Origin of the sequence: Sphingomonas pruni NBRC 15498 (assembly GCF_001598455.1) — a bacterium.
Lineage (GTDB): Bacteria > Pseudomonadota > Alphaproteobacteria > Sphingomonadales > Sphingomonadaceae > Sphingomonas > Sphingomonas pruni.
In genome coordinates this window covers 1-15721 of sequence record NZ_BCYZ01000052.1, presented here as the reverse complement: position 1 = coordinate 15721, position 15721 = coordinate 1, and the positions used below count along the sequence as shown (strand labels likewise).

At 64.6% G+C, this 15721-nt stretch carries 14 protein-coding genes; 11 read left to right on the top strand and 3 right to left on the bottom strand.

Going from position 1 to position 15721, the window contains the following annotated elements:
• Window positions 1–193: 193 nt before the first annotated feature.
• The 5 genes from SPR01S_RS14920 to SPR01S_RS14900 all read left to right on the top strand — a co-directional run bounded on the left by SPR01S_RS14920 (window position 194) and on the right by SPR01S_RS14900 (window position 5358).
• Window positions 194–841 (top strand): MOSC domain-containing protein, encoded by a 648-nt coding sequence (locus SPR01S_RS14920; RefSeq protein WP_066590718.1) that lies wholly within the window; start codon window positions 194–196, stop codon window positions 839–841.
• 54 nt (window positions 842–895) lie between these two features.
• Entirely contained in the window at window positions 896–2101 is a 1206-nt protein-coding gene (locus SPR01S_RS14915; RefSeq protein ID WP_066590713.1) for a M20 metallopeptidase family protein, read from the top strand.
• Complete coding sequence (locus SPR01S_RS14910) at window positions 2098–2430, top strand: hypothetical protein (RefSeq protein WP_066590711.1); 333 nt, start codon at window positions 2098–2100, stop codon at window positions 2428–2430. The genes SPR01S_RS14915 and SPR01S_RS14910 overlap by 4 nt, the downstream gene beginning before the upstream one ends.
• Window positions 2431–2433: 3 nt before the next feature.
• A complete protein-coding gene (locus tag SPR01S_RS14905) occupies window positions 2434–3084 on the top strand; it encodes a GNAT family N-acetyltransferase (protein WP_066590709.1) in 651 nt (216 codons plus the stop codon).
• 333 nt (window positions 3085–3417) lie between these two features.
• Complete coding sequence (locus tag SPR01S_RS14900; RefSeq protein ID WP_066590707.1) at window positions 3418–5358, top strand: OPT family oligopeptide transporter; 1941 nt, start codon at window positions 3418–3420, stop codon at window positions 5356–5358.
• 128 nt (window positions 5359–5486) lie between these two features.
• Here SPR01S_RS14900 and SPR01S_RS14895 read toward each other — a convergent pair whose 3' ends face one another.
• The 3 genes from SPR01S_RS14895 to queF all read right to left on the bottom strand — a co-directional run bounded on the left by SPR01S_RS14895 (window position 5487) and on the right by queF (window position 9672).
• Window positions 5487–6773 carry a glycoside hydrolase family 130 protein gene (locus tag SPR01S_RS14895; RefSeq protein ID WP_066590701.1) on the bottom strand — a complete coding sequence of 429 codons (1287 nt, stop codon included), beginning with the start codon at window positions 6771–6773 and terminating at the stop codon, window positions 5487–5489.
• 48 nt (window positions 6774–6821) lie between these two features.
• A complete protein-coding gene (locus SPR01S_RS14890; RefSeq protein WP_066590696.1) occupies window positions 6822–9089 on the bottom strand; it encodes a glycosyltransferase family 4 protein in 2268 nt (755 codons plus the stop codon).
• A gap of 136 nt (window positions 9090–9225) precedes the next feature.
• Window positions 9226–9672, bottom strand: coding sequence for a preQ(1) synthase (gene queF, locus SPR01S_RS14885; protein WP_066590694.1), 447 nt, complete (start codon window positions 9670–9672; stop codon window positions 9226–9228).
• A 224-nt stretch (window positions 9673–9896) separates the two neighbouring features.
• Here queF and sseA point away from each other — a divergent pair, with 224 nt between their 5' ends.
• The 6 genes from sseA (at window position 9897) to SPR01S_RS14855 (ending at window position 15560) form a co-directional block, all read left to right on the top strand.
• Window positions 9897–10745 (top strand): 3-mercaptopyruvate sulfurtransferase, encoded by an 849-nt coding sequence (gene sseA / locus SPR01S_RS14880; protein ID WP_066590693.1) that lies wholly within the window; start codon window positions 9897–9899, stop codon window positions 10743–10745.
• A 176-nt stretch (window positions 10746–10921) separates the two neighbouring features.
• Window positions 10922–12109 (top strand): cystathionine beta-lyase, encoded by a 1188-nt coding sequence (gene metC / locus SPR01S_RS14875; RefSeq protein ID WP_066590691.1) that lies wholly within the window; start codon window positions 10922–10924, stop codon window positions 12107–12109.
• Window positions 12110–12117: 8 nt separating this feature from the next.
• Window positions 12118–13383 (top strand): mechanosensitive ion channel family protein, encoded by a 1266-nt coding sequence (locus SPR01S_RS14870; protein WP_084251217.1) that lies wholly within the window; start codon window positions 12118–12120, stop codon window positions 13381–13383.
• A 200-nt stretch (window positions 13384–13583) separates the two neighbouring features.
• Window positions 13584–14501 (top strand): TorF family putative porin, encoded by a 918-nt coding sequence (locus SPR01S_RS14865; protein WP_084251214.1) that lies wholly within the window; start codon window positions 13584–13586, stop codon window positions 14499–14501.
• 128 nt (window positions 14502–14629) lie between these two features.
• The gene (locus tag SPR01S_RS14860) at window positions 14630–15016 is read left to right on the top strand and encodes a MerC domain-containing protein (protein WP_066590687.1); all 387 of its coding nucleotides are present in this window, start codon (window positions 14630–14632) and stop codon (window positions 15014–15016) included.
• Between the two features lie 67 nt (window positions 15017–15083).
• Window positions 15084–15560, top strand: a complete 477-nt coding sequence (locus SPR01S_RS14855; protein WP_066590685.1) for a Fur family transcriptional regulator — start codon at window positions 15084–15086, stop codon at window positions 15558–15560.
• Window positions 15561–15721: the final 161 nt, after the last annotated feature.

Genomic DNA, 15721 nt, shown 5'->3' with positions numbered 1-15721 from the left:
ATTCGAAAGCGCGCCGTAGCGCGGTTTTGAGATAATGGCTGCTTCGGCGTGGCAGCCCCGGGAATCCCACGCTAAACCTCCCTCGTCCCCAGCCGGGACGAGGGAGTTTTCGTATGGCGATCACGGTGCCGGTCGGCCGCGCCGCTGCTAAAGCAGTGACCCCAACGGTATTTCGCGGGCGGTTCGAGCGCCGGTGACCGCGCGCATCGCCTCGCTCAGGGTCGGACCGATCGCGCCGCTCGGTCCGGAACGCGTGCCGAGCGCGTTCATCAAGAGCGCGGTGGACGGACCGATCATGGCCGGCGCGCTCGGGCTCGACGGCGACCATCAGGCCGATCTTTCGGTTCATGGCGGCCCCGAAAAGGCGGTCTATGCCTATGCGTCGGCGCGCTACCCCGATTGGGCAGCTGCCTTTCCCGATCTCGCGCACCGTTTCGTTGCTGGGGCGATGGGCGAGAATTTGACCGTCGACGGCGTGAGCGAGGTCGATCTCTGCGTCGGGGACGTGCATGCGATCGGCGAAGCGCTGCTGCAAGTCTGCCAACCGCGCCAGCCCTGTTTCAAGCTCGCCTTGGCGCTCGGCGAGCCACGGCTAGCCAAGCACATGGTGCGGTCGGGACATTCGGGCTGGTATTATCGTGTCTTGCGCGAAGGACCGATCGCGCCGGGCGACACGGTCGTGCTCGCCGAGCGTCCCAATCCGGATTTCGCATTCCCCCGGCTGGTGACGATCGTCAATCGCGGCGGCGCCACCTTGCCCGAGCTGCGCGACCTCGCTGTAATGCCCGGACTCGCCAGCAATATCGGCCGCCATGCGCGCGCGGCGCTCGATGCGGCATGATGCCGTCGGGGATGAATTGGTCTAGCGTGCGACAGAGACTCGAGGACGATACCAATGAATGACTTCTCCACCGACTGGATCGCCGCCGGCGAGGCCGAACTCGCCGACGTGGTGGCGCTGCGACGCGCGATCCATGCCGATCCCGAAATCGGCAACCAATGCCCGCGCACCACCGCCAAGCTGCGTGCCGCGCTCGACGGGCTGCCGCTCGAAATCCACGAATCGACCTCGACCAGCGGGTTCATCGCGATCCTGCGCGGCGGCGGCGATAATGGCCGCACGGTATTGTTGCGTGGCGACATGGACGCGCTGCCGATGCCCGAGGAGACCGGGCTCGACTTCGCCAGCCAGGTACCCAACGCGATGCACGCCTGCGGTCATGACAGCCATTGCTCGATGCTGGTCGGCGCGGCGCGTGCCCTTGCCGCGCGCAAGGATAGCCTGCCCGGCACCGTCGTCTTCATGTTCCAGCCGGGCGAGGAAGGCCATCACGGCGCGCGCTTCATGATCGAGGACGGGCTACTCGACGTCCAGCGCCCCGACAGCGCGTTCGCGCTGCACATCTATCCCAACGCCTGCGCCGGCGCGATCCAGACGCGGCCAGGCGCGCTGCTCGCCTCGACCGACGCGCTCAATTTCACGATCCGCGGCGCGGGCGGCCACGCCGCGATGCCGCACGACGCGATGGACCCGATTCCGGTCGCCGCCGAGATCGTCACGGCGCTGTCGGTGTTCATCGCTCGCCAGATTCCCGCGACCGACCCCGCGGTGCTGTCGATCACCAAGATCGACGGCGGCAGCGCGTACAATATCATCCCCGACGAGGTGCAGATGCTGGGCACCCTGCGCACGTTGAGCGCCAAGACTCGCCAAAAGGCGCGGGAAGGCCTGAAGCGCATTGCCGAGAATATCGCCGCTGCCCATGGTTGCACGGCCGAGGTGCGGATCGACGATGGCTATCCGGTGACGATGTGCGATCCGCGCGCAGTCTCGCTGCTCAAACAGATTTCCGAAGATCTCGAACCGGGTCAGTGGCAGCCGATGCCGGCGCCTATCATGGGCGGCGAGGATTTCAGCTATGTTCTTCGCGAAGTGCCCGGCGCGATGGCGTTCATCGGCGTCGCGCCCGAGGGCTCCGACCCGGCCAAGAATCCGCCGCTCCACAACACCAAGATGACGATCGAGGAATCGGTCATGGCCAAGGGCATTGCGATGCACTGTGCCTATGCCGAACGCTTCCTCGAGAACGGGTTCGATTGACCGCGCCGCGCGAACTGAGCGCGGCGGAATTCGCCGCATGCTTCGACGAGCCGATGCTCGACGTCACCGATGACGAGGATGCCGATCTCGACATCGACATCTGGCCCTATGTCGACGCGCTCGACCCCAAGACATTCGGCGTGGAGCGGTTCGACGATGTCGACCGCGTCTATCAGGATGCGCGCGGCCGCTACGATCAGATCATCATCGAGACCGATCGACCCGACATCTTCCTGGTCGTGGTGGTCGATATCGAAGCGAGATCGATCCACGGCCATCGCCTGCTCGACCTCAATGTCGAATATGGTCTGATCCCCAAATCCGACTGAGCAATGCTCGTTGCCGATCCCGACCTGATCGCCCGCTGGGCGGGTGCCTGGGCGATCTCGCGCGGCGCGGCGACGCCAGTCGCGCGCGACGGCGGGTTGTACATCCATGTCGATCAGCCTGACCAGGTGGGCCGCTATCTGTTCGCGCGGCTCGACGCCGATGCGATCCGTCCGCTTGCCGCGAGCATCGACCGGCCCCTGCTCTACCTCAAGGTCTGCGCCCCGGCCGACGATGTCCGCCCGCTACTGCCGCCAGGCTGGGAGATCGCCACGCCCGGCTACATGATGACCGCGCCGTTGTCAGCCATGCTCGATCGACCGCCGGCCATTCCGGCGGAATTCGAAATACGCATCACAAGTGACAACTCCATCACGTTTGCACATATCTTAGACGCTTCGGGCGAGGAGGCCGCACGCGGCCGCATCGTGGCGGTCGACGGGCTGATCGTGTTCGATCGCATTTGCACCGCCGATCACTATCAGCGCCGCGGATTGGGAAGCGCGGTCATGCGCGCACTGGCGGCGGACGCGCGGCAATCGGGCATCAAGGACGCGATGCTTTGCGCTACTCCCGCGGGTCGCGAACTCTATACGTCACTGGGATGGGCGCTGCACAGCAACTACACCACGGCCTCGCTGGCTGGACCGGTTTGAAAACTACCGGACGGAGCCCCGCCGTCACGCTTCCCCGGCGAAGGCCGGGGCCCACCTTCGGCGAATTGGAGACGCCATCCTGACGTCAAGGCCATGTTGCGACTGGGCCCCGGCCTTCGCAGGGGGCGTATAACGTCACCAAGTTCATGGCGGACTTCGGGTCAGAGAAGGGTCAGGCGCGGCGAACACAGAATCTTCTGTCCTAGACCCGCAATAATGTGCCACGTTCCGGACAGACAACCGGGGCGATTTCCGTTCAGCGATGCGACACGCAGTCCGCCGCACAACGGTCCTGCCGCACCGGCACCTCGAACACTAACCCGGGTTTTGCGCATGACCACCGCCACCACCCGCCCGATCGCCGAGCTGACCATTCGCGGCGTGATCCTGGGCGGCATCATCACCATCCTGTTCACCGCGGCCAATGTCTATCTCGGGCTGAAGGTCGGGCTGACCTTCGCCACGTCGATCCCGGCAGCGGTGATCTCGATGGCGATCCTGCGGATGCTGCCCGGATCCAATATCGTCGAGAACAACATCGTCCAGACGATCGCCTCGGCAGCGGGGACGCTGTCGGCGATCATCTTCGTGCTGCCCGGCCTGATCCTGGTCGGCTGGTGGCAGGGCTTTCCCTATTGGACGACGGTCGCGGTGTGCGCGACCGGCGGCGTCATGGGGGTGATGTTCTCGGTGCCGTTGCGGCGCGCGCTCGTGACGGGATCCGACCTGCCCTATCCCGAAGGGGTCGCGGCGGCCGAGGTGCTCAAGGTCGGCACCAGCACCAATGGCGGTGAGGAAAACGCCAAGGGCCTGCGCATCATCGTGATCAGTTCGCTGGTATCCGCGATCTTCCAATTGCTCGCGACGCTCAAGGTCGTCGCCGCGGAAGCCGCGAAGAACTTTCGCATCGGCCCGAGCGTCAGCGGCGTCTCGACCAGTTTCTCGATGGCGCTCATCGGGGTCGGTCATCTGGTCGGCCTGTCGGTCGGCGCGGCGATGTTCTTCGGCATGCTGATCGCCTGGGTCGGGCTGGTGCCCTGGTTGAGCGCGCATGTTCCCGGCGCGACCGACGCGATCGTCACCGACATCTTCCGCAACAAGGTCCGCTTCGTCGGCGCCGGCACGATCGGCGTCGCGGCGATCTGGACCTTGTTCAAGATCCTGGGACCGATCATCGGCGGCATCCGCTCAGCGATGGCGGCGGCCCAGGCACGCGGCCAGGGCGAAGTGCTCGAACTGACCGAGCGCGACCTGCCGATCTCGATCGTCGGCGGCACGATCCTGCTGATGCTGCCGTTGATCGCTTTTCTGTTATGGACCTTTTCCGCCGGCGGCCCGGTCGCCGAGCATGCTGTTCCCGTGATCGGCGGTACCGTCATCTACATCGCCTTGGTCGCCGTCGTGATCGCATCGGTGTGCGGCTACATGGCCGGCCTGATCGGCGCATCGAACAGCCCGGTGTCCGGCGTCGGTATCCTCGCAGCGGTCGGGGCGTCGCTGCTTCTGCTCGCCTTTTTCGGGCACCAGACCGATCCGCATCGCGCCAGCGCGCTGATCGCTTATGCCCTGTTCACCACCGGCATCGTATTTTCGGTGGCGACGATCTCCAACGACAACCTCCAGGACCTCAAGACCGGACAATTGGTCGGCGCGACCCCGTGGAAGCAACAGGTTGCGTTGGTGTTCGGCGTGATTTTCGGGTCGTTGGTCATCCCGGTCGTGCTCGATCTACTCAAGAACACGTTCGGCTTCGTCGGCATGCCCGGGGCTGGCCCCAACGCATTGCAGGCCCCCCAGGCTTCGCTGATCGCGGCCCTGGCCCAAGGCATCCTCGGCTCGGGCATCGACTGGTGGCTGATCGGCACGGGCGCGCTGATCGGTGCGATCGTGATCGCGATCGACGAGACGCTCGGCAAGATGGGCAAGATGCGCTTGCCGCCGCTCGGCGTCGGCATGGGCATCTATCTGCCGATGGCGCTGACTTTGCTGATCCCGGTCGGCGCGCTGATCGGCCATTTCTACGACCGCTGGGCTCGGCGCACCGCCAATCCCGAATTCGCCGAGCGGATGGGTACCCTGGCGGCGACCGGCCTGATCGTCGGCGAGAGCCTGTGGGGCGTCGGCTTCGCCTTTTTCGTCGCCGTGCGCGGCGGTGAGATCCCCGCGGGGATCATGGGCGCGAGCTATGCGCAATGGGCGGAGCTCGCCGCATTGCTGGTGTTCTTCGGGTCAATCGCCTGGCTCTACAGCCGCACGAAACAGATGGTGCGCTGATCGAAGATTCCCCCTCCCGCTTGCGGGAGGGGTTAGGGGAGGGCTTGTTGCCCCCGGCGATCAGACACACACCCTCCCCCAGCCCCTCCCGCAAGCGGGAGGGGAGCGGAAACGGCGAAACCGGGAGATCAGACCAGCGTCGCGACCAGCGCCTTGATCGGCACGAAGGCGAACGCCACCGAGCTGTCGGCCACGCCATACGGCAGGAACAACGAATCACCGTGCCGGATCGCACCGCACGAATAGACGACGTTGGGCACGTACCCCTCGCGGTCCTGATCCTTGGCGGCGAGGATCGGCTCGACCGTGCGACCGATCACCTTTGACGGATCGTTCTTGTCGAGCAGTACCGCGCCGACCGAATATTTGCGCATTGCGCCGACGCCATGGGTCAGCAGCAGCCAACCCTCGTCGAGCTCGATCGGCGGGCCGCAATTGCCGATCTGGACCAGCTCCCACGGATAATGCGGCTCGAGCAGGCGCCCGCCTTCCTCCCAATGCGTCAGCCGGTCGGAATCGAGCAGGTAGAGATTCTCGCCGTCCTGGCGCCCGATCGCGAGATAGCGGCCGCCGACCTTGCGCGGAAACAAGGCAATACCCTTGTTGCGCGCGGCAGGTCCGGTCATCGGCACCAGGTCGAAGGCGCGGAAGTCGCGCGTACGCAACAGCTCGGACTGGATCTGCGAGCCGTTATAGGCGGTATAGGTGCCGAGCCATTCCACTTCGCCGTCGTCATGCCGGAACTGGACTAGCCGGAGATCCTCCAGCCCCTTGGACTGCGCGTCGGTGATCGGGAAGATGACCGTGCCTGACAAGGTCGAATCGCGATGCCGGTGTACCGTGACCGGGCCCGAGGGGACATGCTCCTCGTCGCTGCCATGGACGTCGGCCGCCGTCGCGAAGGGCGGTTCCGGCGCGAGCTTGAGCTGGTTGTCGGACGTGATGATGCCTTCGCGAAAGGCCACCGACGAAATGTGCCCCTCTCCTACCGAGCGCAGCGACATCAGGATGCGCATCGACCCCTTGGTCATGCCCGTCTGGTCGAAATGCGGAACCGCGCTGGGGTTCATCAATGCCGCGGCCGCATAAGAATATTCGTGGCAGAAATAGGCGCCGATCAACTGGCGTTTCTCATCGCCGATGTCGCGACCGTCGAGGCCGAGCAAATCCTCGATCTCGTCATAGCGTGTCATGAACACGCGACGCGTCTGCCAGTGACGCGCCTCGAAGTCCTTAAGTACGACCTCGAGTTCGTCGCGCGTCTCCTGCGCCGACATGGCCAGAACCGCCCGGACCAGCCGATCGGTCCGGCTGGTCCCGCCGCCGACGGGGGACCAGCCGATATGGAACGGACGAACGACGACTCGCGACGGGTCGGCGTGCAGCCTGAGGCTGTGATGAAATATTTCGAGCAACGGCAATCCCGCTTGCAACCCTGATCCAAGCGGCGCCGCGTGTCGTTGCTACGCGACGGCGCGGCCCGTCCCTGCCACGGTTCCTGCCGCTTTTCCAAGTGCCGAAATCGCGCAAGACGCCAATTGCAGCGCCAAAATCGACTCTGCGCCCTGATTCCGGTTCAAACCGCCCGGCATCAGGCCATCGAAACAGCCGCCGTCCTGCGCCGTCGCCAGCGGCAGATCGAGGTCGTTCTGACCCAGATACCAGCGATATGCGCGGTTCGCTTCCTCGACCCAGCGCGGATCGCCGGTCGCCTTGAACGCCGCCGCGCACGCATCGATCGTCGCCTGCGCCTCGAGCGGCTGCTGGTCGAACGGCAATGGTCCCTCATAGGGTCGCCCGAAACTGTCGGTGCCGACGGCGCGGAACCGCCCTTCGGGGCTGGTCTGCTGACCCACGATCCAGTCGAGCGTCCGCAAGCCCGTCGCTATCAATTCCTGCCGTTCGAGCGCGACGCCGGCGCGGATCATTGCTTCCGGCAGGCGAGCATTGTCATAGGCGAGGACGATTTCGAACCATTCCCATTCGGGCCTACGCGTTTCCTGGAGCAGGTCGGCGAGATCGGCGGAGAAACGTTCCAGGATCACCCGCGAGCGCTCATGGCCCGGATGCGCGCTCAACATCGCGGCGGCGCCGAGCATCGCGAACGCCTGCGATCGTGGGCTTGTCAGCTCGAACGCGATTCCCGCCGTCTCATCGAACAGGCGTGCCGCCCAATCGCGATGCTTGGGAAGCGTGGCACGCTTGGCAGTGACACCCAGCGCCCAGATCGTACGGCCGTTCGAGTCTTCCGATCCCGCATCCTCGCACCAGGTGCGGTCGAAGTTCATGAAGTTGCGGAAACGCTTCTTGTCGGGATTCCACGCATATTGGACGAACGCGGCGTAGGTCGTCATCCATTTGTCGCGGACGTCCTCGTCGAGATCGTCGATCGCGGTCATCAGCATCAGCGCTCGGACATTGTCGTCGATACAATAGCCGTGACGAAAGTCCGGCACCGATAGAATGGCGTGCTGAAACATGCCCGTCGCGTCGCTCATCCGTTCGACGGCGGCGATGCTGGGCTTGAGCGGAGTCAAAGGCTTGGTGCTCCTGATGCGTCGCGGTGCCGCCGCGACGATCGCATCGATCGCAACCAGACCAGCTTCGGCAAGGCGTGGCCAGATCATCGTGCGGCCGCGGGCATAAGCGCGCCGCATCAGTTCGGTACGCGCGGCATCGTCGCGGAGCAAACGCGAAATCTCGCGCGCGAAGCCCTCGACGTCGCCGAAATCGACGATCACGCCATGCCCGTCGGCCAGAATCTCAGTCGCGTGGATGTACGGGGTCGATACCACCGCCTTGCCGACGCCAATGGCGTAAGACAACGTCCCCGACGTTATCTGCGCAGGATTGGTATAGGGCGTGACGTAGAGATCGGTCGCCTGCAGGTAGTCGAGCAGCTCGTCATGCTCGAGGAAGCCGTCGATGAAGCGGACATGGTCGGCCACGCCCTTTTCAGCGGCAAGCGCCTTCAACCGGTCGCGATAGGCCTCGCCTTGTTGCGCGACCAGATTGGGGTGCGTGGCCCCCAGGACGACGTACAGCGCGTCGGGATTGGCCGCGACCACTTCGGGCATCGCCGAAATCACGCTTTCGATGCCCTTGTTCGGCGCCAGCAGGCCGAAGGTCAGCAATACTTTGCGCCCTTCCCAGCCGAAGCGCGACTTCAAGGTGTCGGGATCGACCAGCGGACGATCGGGCACGCCGTGCGGGATCATCATGATCATCCGGGGATCGGCGCCGTAGACGCGCATCAGGATGTCGCGGCCGATATCGGCCATGACGACGACCCGGGCGGCGCGCTTGAGCAAGCCGTTCATCACCCGGCGCTGGTCGTCATTGGGGTCTTCGAGGATCGTGTGCAGCGTCACGATGACGGGAACGGTCAGCCGATCGAGCAGGGCGAGCAGATGTTCACCCGCGGTTCCGCCGAAGATGCCATATTCATGCTGGACCCAGACAGCCTGAGCGCCACTCGCCTCGATCGCCCGCGCGGTCGTCAGATAGGCCAGCCGGTCTTCCTGTGCGATCGATCCGGTAACTTCCGGCGGATAATCGTATCCTTCGGCACGATCGTCCATCGCATAGACGTCGACCTTGATGTCGGGAAAACGATCTTGAAGCGCCAGATACGTATCGGTCGTATATGTCGCAATGCCGCATTGCCGCGGCAGGAAATTGCCAATCAGCGCGAGGTGTTTGGTCCGGGGTGGTAGAGGCGACGACGCCATTTCTGCCCTTTCACAAGTAAATTCCGGGCATTATCGCCCGACTCATGCCTCCCTGAACGGATTGAAAGAAATATGGTTGCGTATTTGTTGCAACGCAACAAAGGAATCGCGCTGACCTGTGTTAAGATCGGGCATATCAGCCTCGACCGCGATAGCCCGGCACGCCTTGATCGGGCAGCCATAGACCGTCGGGAGCCGGGCCCGATTGCCAGAATACATCGATCGGGATCCCGCCACGCGGATACCAATAGCCGCCGATGCGGAGCCATTGCGGCTTCATCTCGGCCGTCAGCCGTTCACCGATCCCGACCGTGCAATCCTCGTGGAACGCGGCATGGTTGCGGAACGAACTCAGGAACAGTTTGAGCGACTTCGATTCGACGATCGTCTCCGCCGGTACATAGTCGATCACCAGATGGGCGAAATCGGGCTGGCCGGTCACCGGGCAAAGCGAAGTGAATTCGGGCGCGGTAAAGCGGACCAGATAGGGCCTGCCCTGGCGCGGATTGGCGACGTAATCGAGCACCGCCTCTTCGGGCGATGCCGGCAGCGAGCTGTTCTGACCGAGGTGTTTGGGGTTCATGCGCGAAGATATAGGAGCGCCGCCCTCAACCGTCACCCCGCCGCGCTCTTTGCCGCATGACGATGAATGAGCGGTCCATTCGGGGCAAAACACCGCGCAAAGGAGAATTTCGTCCTCGACCCTCAACCTTCTCGACGGCCCCTTCCGTGCGCGTTAGGATCGGCGTGCCGTTCCTTCTTCCCCGGGCGTTTTGGCATCGACCACGAGTAGAGGAGTGACGAATCATGGACGCGCTGGTGACCACCGAATGGCTGGCCAACGAATTGGGAGCGAATGACCTTCGCGTGGTCGACGCGACCTATTTCGGCTCGGTGCCGGGCAGCCCGGACGGCGATCCAGCGGTCGCATTCGAAAAGGCGCACATCCCGGGCGCGGCGTTCTTCGACATCGCCGAGATAGCCGATCTCAACAACCCGCTGCCGACGATGCTGCCCCCGCCGGAGAAATTCGCCAGCCGGATGCAATCGCTCGGGCTCGGCGACGGCAGCCGTATCGTGCTGTACGACAATTCGCATTATCACACTTCGGCGCGCGCCTGGTGGATGCTGCGCGTGTTCGGCGCGCACGACGTCGCGATCCTGGATGGCGGCTTTGCCAAATGGCAGGCGGAGGGGCGCCCGGTCGAAAGCGGCAAGCCGCAGCATCGCCATCGCCACTTCACCGTCTGGGCCGACGACAGCCAGGTCCGCACGCTCGATCAGATGAAGGCCAACGTCGACAGCGGCGCGGAGCAGGTGCTCGACGCCCGTTCCGGCCCGCGCTTCACCGGCGAGGAACCCGATCCACGCCCGGCGACGCATGCCGGCCACATTCCAGGGTCGAAGAACCTGCCGTACACGCAGTTGTTCAACGCGGACGGCACGTGGAAGACCGGCGACGCGCTCAAGGCCGAGTTCGAGCGCGCCGGAATCGACCTGTCGAAACCGCTGGTTACGACCTGCGGTTCGGGCATCACCGCCGCGGTGTTGCTGTTCGGCGCCCACCTGCTCGGCAATGACGGCGCTCTCTACGATGGCAGCTGGTCCGAATGGGGAGCGGATATGTCGACGCCGAAAGCGATGGGCGCGGCGTAAGCAAATCTCCCCTCCCGTTTACGGGAGGGGCCGGGGGAGCGCATGGCTCCATCGCAGCGGTCAAAGCACGCCCTCCCCTAACCCCTCCCGCGAGCGGGAGGGGGAATGGCGCGCGGCATCGCGCCGCGCTTTCCTGCCGTCTTGTCGAACCGCGCCCAGCCTCCTAGCACTTCTCCATGGCCGGCAACGAGAATGACAAGCCCCCTACCCGCGTGGTGGCGGCGGGCAGGCGCAAGGAATGGACGCAGGGGATCGTCAATCCGCCGGTGTGGCGCGCATCGACGATCCTCTACGATTCGGTCGAGCATTTGCGCGAGACCGGGCGCGGCGATACGCGTCACCGGCTCTATTACGGCCGCCGCGGCACGCCGACGCAATGGGCGCTGGCCGACGCACTGACCGAGCTCGAGCCCGGCGCCGAGGATACCTTCCTCTATTGCTCGGGCGTCGCCGCCGTCACGGCAGCGTTGCTGTCGGTGCTCGACCCAGGCGACGAATTGCTGCTGGTCGATTCGGCTTACGATCCGACCACCAGTTTCGCCGCCGGCTTTCTCAAGCGGATGGGCATCATGACGCGGCATTACGATCCGCTGATCGGTGCCGGCATCGCCGAATTGTTTACCGACAGGACCAAGGCAATCCTGCTCGAAAGCCCGGGCAGCCTGACCTTCGAGGTGCAGGACATCCCGGCGATCGTCGCCGCGGCCAAGGCACGGGGCATCGCCACGATCCTCGACAATACCTGGGCGACCCCCTTGCTCTTTCCCGCGATCGAAAAAGGCATCGACCTCACGGTGCTTGCCTGCACCAAATATGTCGTCGGCCATTCCGATGTTATGCTGGGATCGGTGACCGCGGCTCCCGGTCACTTCGCCCGGCTGCGCAATCTCGGCTACCAATTGGGTCAGGTCGCCAGTCCCGACGATTGCTGGCTGGGATCGCGCGGGCTGCGCACGATGGCGGTGCGGTTGAAGCAGCACGAGGCGGGCGCGCTCGAGATCGCGCGCTGGCTCGAGCAGCGGCCGGAAGTGGCCACCGTACTCCACCCTGCGTTGCCGAGTTGCCCCGGGCACGAATTCTTCATCCGCGATTTCAAGGGATCGTCAGGGCTGTTCGCCTTCGCGCTGAAGGACGGCGATGAAGCCGGCCGCGCCGCCTTCATAGATGCGCTGCGATTGTTCGGCATAGGCTTCAGCTGGGGCGGTTTCGAGAGCCTGGCGGTCACCGCCGATCCCAGGCGCGCTTTGGGTGTGCCCGATCATGGCGGCGCGCTGGTCCGCCTCCATATCGGGCTGGAAGATCCGGCCGACCTGATCGCCGACCTCGATCGGGCGTTCGCGGCCTTCCGCGCGGCGCAGGGATGAACGACGCGATGGCCTGGTTGAACGCGCAGGGATTGGCCGTCCCGCGCGGTAGCGAGGCGACCGAAACCCTGATCGTCGTCGGGCTGATTGTCGTGACGCTGGCGCTCGGAATATTGGCCGGCCGCTGGCTCGGTCCACCGATCGAGGCGCTGTGGCAGCGCCAGCTCGGCCATCATGCCGAAGGGATCGGCCCGCGCGTGCCCTCGGTAGTACGACATGGCGCCGCAGCCTTGCTCCTCTCGATTCTCCAGGCGGCGGGGCAATGGCCGCCGCTCGCCGCCGGACTGATCGGCTTCTTCCTGGGCGTAGCAGTCGCGCGGATGGCGGCACACATCCTGCGCGGCCTCAACCTCGCGCGCTGGATGGCGTGGACCGTCGGGCTCGTGCTGTTCGCCGCGATCTTCAGCCATTCGGTCGGGGGCCTCACGCCGATCAACAATGCGCTCGATTCGGTCGGCTTCGATCTCGGCTCGTGGCGCTTTTCGTTGCTGCGCGTGATCATCGTGCTGGTGACGGTGATCTGCCTGTTCGCCGCGATCCGGCTGGTCAACCGGCTGGTCGGTCACGCCATCGTCAGCACCAGCAGCTTCGACCCGACCCAGAAATTGCTCGCGCAGAAACTGGCCGGGATCGCGACGATCGCGCTCGCTTTCTTCATCGGCATCGACTTGCTCGACATCAGCCTGACCAGCCTGACGGTATTCTCGGGCGCGCTCGGCCTGGCGGTCGGGTTCGGGCTGCAAAAGACGGTCGGCAACCTCATCGCCGGCATCATCCTGCTGCTCGATCGCTCGATCAAGCCGGGCGACGTCATCGTCGTCGCCGACAAGGACGTGGGCTGGGTCAACAAGATCGGCGTGCGCGCGGTCAGCATCATCACCCGCGACGGCAAAGAGCATCTGATCCCGAACGAGGATCTGATGACCAAACCGGTCGAGAATTGGTCCTATACCGATCGCAACGTGCGGGTCCGGATCCCCGTGACGGTCGCCTATGATTGCGACCTGCCGCTGGCGCAGGAATTGATGCTGCGCGCAGCGGCGGAAAGCCCGCGCGTGCTCGATATGCCCAAGTCCAACGTCTGGCTCAACAAATTCGGCGAGATCGGGATCGAGCACGATATTCTTGTCTGGATCAACGACCCGGAAAGCGGCGTCGGCAGTGTCCGCTCCGACGTGCTGAACCGGCTATGGGTGTTGTTCCGCGACAATGGCATCGTCCTGCCCTATCCACGCCGGGACGTTCACCTTGTCGGCACAGCGGCGGCCGACTGATCCCCCGAAAGTGTTGCTCTGCCGCAACATCGTTGCGCCCATGGGCACGATTAAGGTCGATTAGTGTTGTGCAGCGCAGCGAAAGTCTGCACTCTATCTGCGTGTGACCGGCTCAACGGCCCGATCGGCATTCGCCGATACAGAGGCTGGACCGGCACCGCAGGCGGGACGAACGCACTTTTCGCTTCGAAAGGAAGATAATGCGCTTGTCTCACATCAGCCTTGGCGCGCTGGCGCTCGCCATTGCGACTCCCGCCCTGGCGGACCCCTTGCCCGCAAGCACGCCGGCGCCCGATGCAGCGGCTGCTCCCGCGGCATCCGCTTCGACGGACAGCGGCACCCCCGCCGCGGTTGCGACCGTCGACGATCCGGCACCTGCGCCTGCCGCTCCTCCCGCCGGGGATGGGCCTACAGCTCCGCCGCCGGCTTTCACGATCAACGGCTCGGCGACCCTGGTGTCCGACTATCGCTTCCGCGGTATTTCGCAGACCAATTTGCAGCCGGCGATCCAGGGATCGCTCACGGTCACCCATTCCTCCGGTCTCTACGCCTCGGTCTGGAGCTCATCGACGTCCGGCTACGTCACCTTTTCGGGCACTGGCAGCCAGGAAATCGACCTGATCGCCGGGTTCAAGAAGACCTATAGCGGCGTCACGTTCGACGCGGGCGTGCTCTATTACGTCTATCCTCGGTCGCGTCCCGCCGGTGACCGCAGCAAGGCCGATTTCTTCGAGCCCTATGCCGACATCGCCTATACCTATGGACCGGTGACGGCCAAGGTCACGGTCAACTATGCGCCCAAACAAAAGGCACTGGCGCTCGACCAGGGCCAGACCGGGTTGTTCAAGAATAACGACAACGTCTACCTCGCCGGCGATCTGTCGGCGTCGATCCCCAAGACTCCGCTCGGGCTGACGGCGCATCTCGGCCACACCTGGGGTCCGAGTTGGCTCGCGCTGGGTAAGGAATATACCGATTATGGTTTCGGCGCGACGCTGACCTACAAGCAATTGGTATTCGGCGTCAGCTATGTCGACACCGATGGCGTCTTCACCCTGGCCAATGGCAAGAACGCCGCGCGAAGCGGCGTGGTCGTTTCGCTCGGAGCTTCGTTCTGACAGGTGCAACCGGGGGAACGCCCTTTCCCCCGGTTTCGCTGCACTCGATCGAACGGCGATATCGGCACGGCCGATTTTTGCTGATGTAATATTGTAACGTCGCGCGGTTGAGCCTAGATGGGCGCTCGATGCATTCCGCGATTCGCCTTTCCTGGTTGGCCCGCATTCCCCAGCTCGATCGCTATGCGATGGGTTTGTCGGGACTATGCGCGGTGCATTGCTTCGCCAGCGCCGTGCTCGTGGCGCTCGCTTCGACCGCCGGCGGCATGCTGCTCAATCCCGCTTTTCATGAGGTCGGGCTGACGGTTGCGATCGTCCTGGGCGCGCTGGCGCTGGGCCGCGGTATCTTCGAACATGGCTATATGGCGCCCGCGGTCACCGGATCGCTCGGGCTCGGCATGATGGCCGGAGCGATGCAGCTGCCGCACGGCAATGGTGGCGAGACCTTGTGGACGCTGATCGGCGTCGCGATCCTGGCGCTCGGCCACGATCTCAACCGGCGCGCGTCACACTGAAGGCCGAACCGGTGCGGGCCCAGTTGGGCCATTGCCCTGCCCCGTCACAATCCCTAGATTTGCGATCATGGGTGCGCATCATCATCACGACCATCATGAGGCCTCCGGGAGCGAGCTGACCAAGGTGGCGCAAGCGACGCTGGAGAAATCCGGCGAGCAATGGACGACAATGCGCGCGAGCATCTTCGATGCGCTCGCCAAGTTCGACAAGCCGGCCAGCGCCTATGACATCGCCGATGCGGTATCGAAGGCGGAGGGCCGCCGCGTCGCTGCCAACAGCGTCTATCGCATCCTCGACCTGTTTGTCGGCGCCAATCTGGCGCGCCGGGTGGAAAGCTCGAACGCCTATATCGCGAACGCGCATCCCGACTGCCTGCACGATTGCATCTTCCTGGTCTGCGACAGCTGCGGCCAGACCACGCATATCGACGACGACAAGATCGCGAATAACGTCCGTCATGCGGCCGAGGCGGCGGGCTTCTCGCCGGTTCGGCCGGTGATCGAGGTGCGGGGCAAGTGTTCGGAGTGCGAGCACGCAGCATAGCCGTCGCCCGCCCGTCCTTCAGAATTCCTATTCTGCTGCCAGCCGCTGCCTAACTCAAATCCTCCCTATGCGAATGCATGGGGAGGGGGACCGTTTTGCGCAGCAAAATGGTGGAGGGGAAGTGCCTTGCGCTATCCTCGCCGCTACGCGGCTGCGGGCCC

Coding starts and splice junctions, on each gene's coding strand:
- queF (WP_066590694.1), bottom strand. CDS start 9,672: ATGAACCCCAAACACCTCGGTCAGAACAGCTCGCTGCCGGCATCGCCC.
- sseA (WP_066590693.1), top strand. CDS start 9,897: ATGGACGCGCTGGTGACCACCGAATGGCTGGCCAACGAATTGGGAGCG.
- SPR01S_RS14870 (WP_084251217.1), top strand. CDS start 12,118: ATGGCCTGGTTGAACGCGCAGGGATTGGCCGTCCCGCGCGGTAGCGAG.
- SPR01S_RS14860 (WP_066590687.1), top strand. CDS start 14,630: ATGCATTCCGCGATTCGCCTTTCCTGGTTGGCCCGCATTCCCCAGCTC.
- metC (WP_066590691.1), top strand. CDS start 10,922: ATGGCCGGCAACGAGAATGACAAGCCCCCTACCCGCGTGGTGGCGGCG.
- SPR01S_RS14900 (WP_066590707.1), top strand. CDS start 3,418: ATGACCACCGCCACCACCCGCCCGATCGCCGAGCTGACCATTCGCGGC.
- SPR01S_RS14855 (WP_066590685.1), top strand. CDS start 15,084: ATGGGTGCGCATCATCATCACGACCATCATGAGGCCTCCGGGAGCGAG.
- SPR01S_RS14905 (WP_066590709.1), top strand. CDS start 2,434: ATGCTCGTTGCCGATCCCGACCTGATCGCCCGCTGGGCGGGTGCCTGG.
- SPR01S_RS14915 (WP_066590713.1), top strand. CDS start 896: ATGAATGACTTCTCCACCGACTGGATCGCCGCCGGCGAGGCCGAACTC.
- SPR01S_RS14890 (WP_066590696.1), bottom strand. CDS start 9,089: ATGGCGTCGTCGCCTCTACCACCCCGGACCAAACACCTCGCGCTGATT.
- SPR01S_RS14865 (WP_084251214.1), top strand. CDS start 13,584: ATGCGCTTGTCTCACATCAGCCTTGGCGCGCTGGCGCTCGCCATTGCG.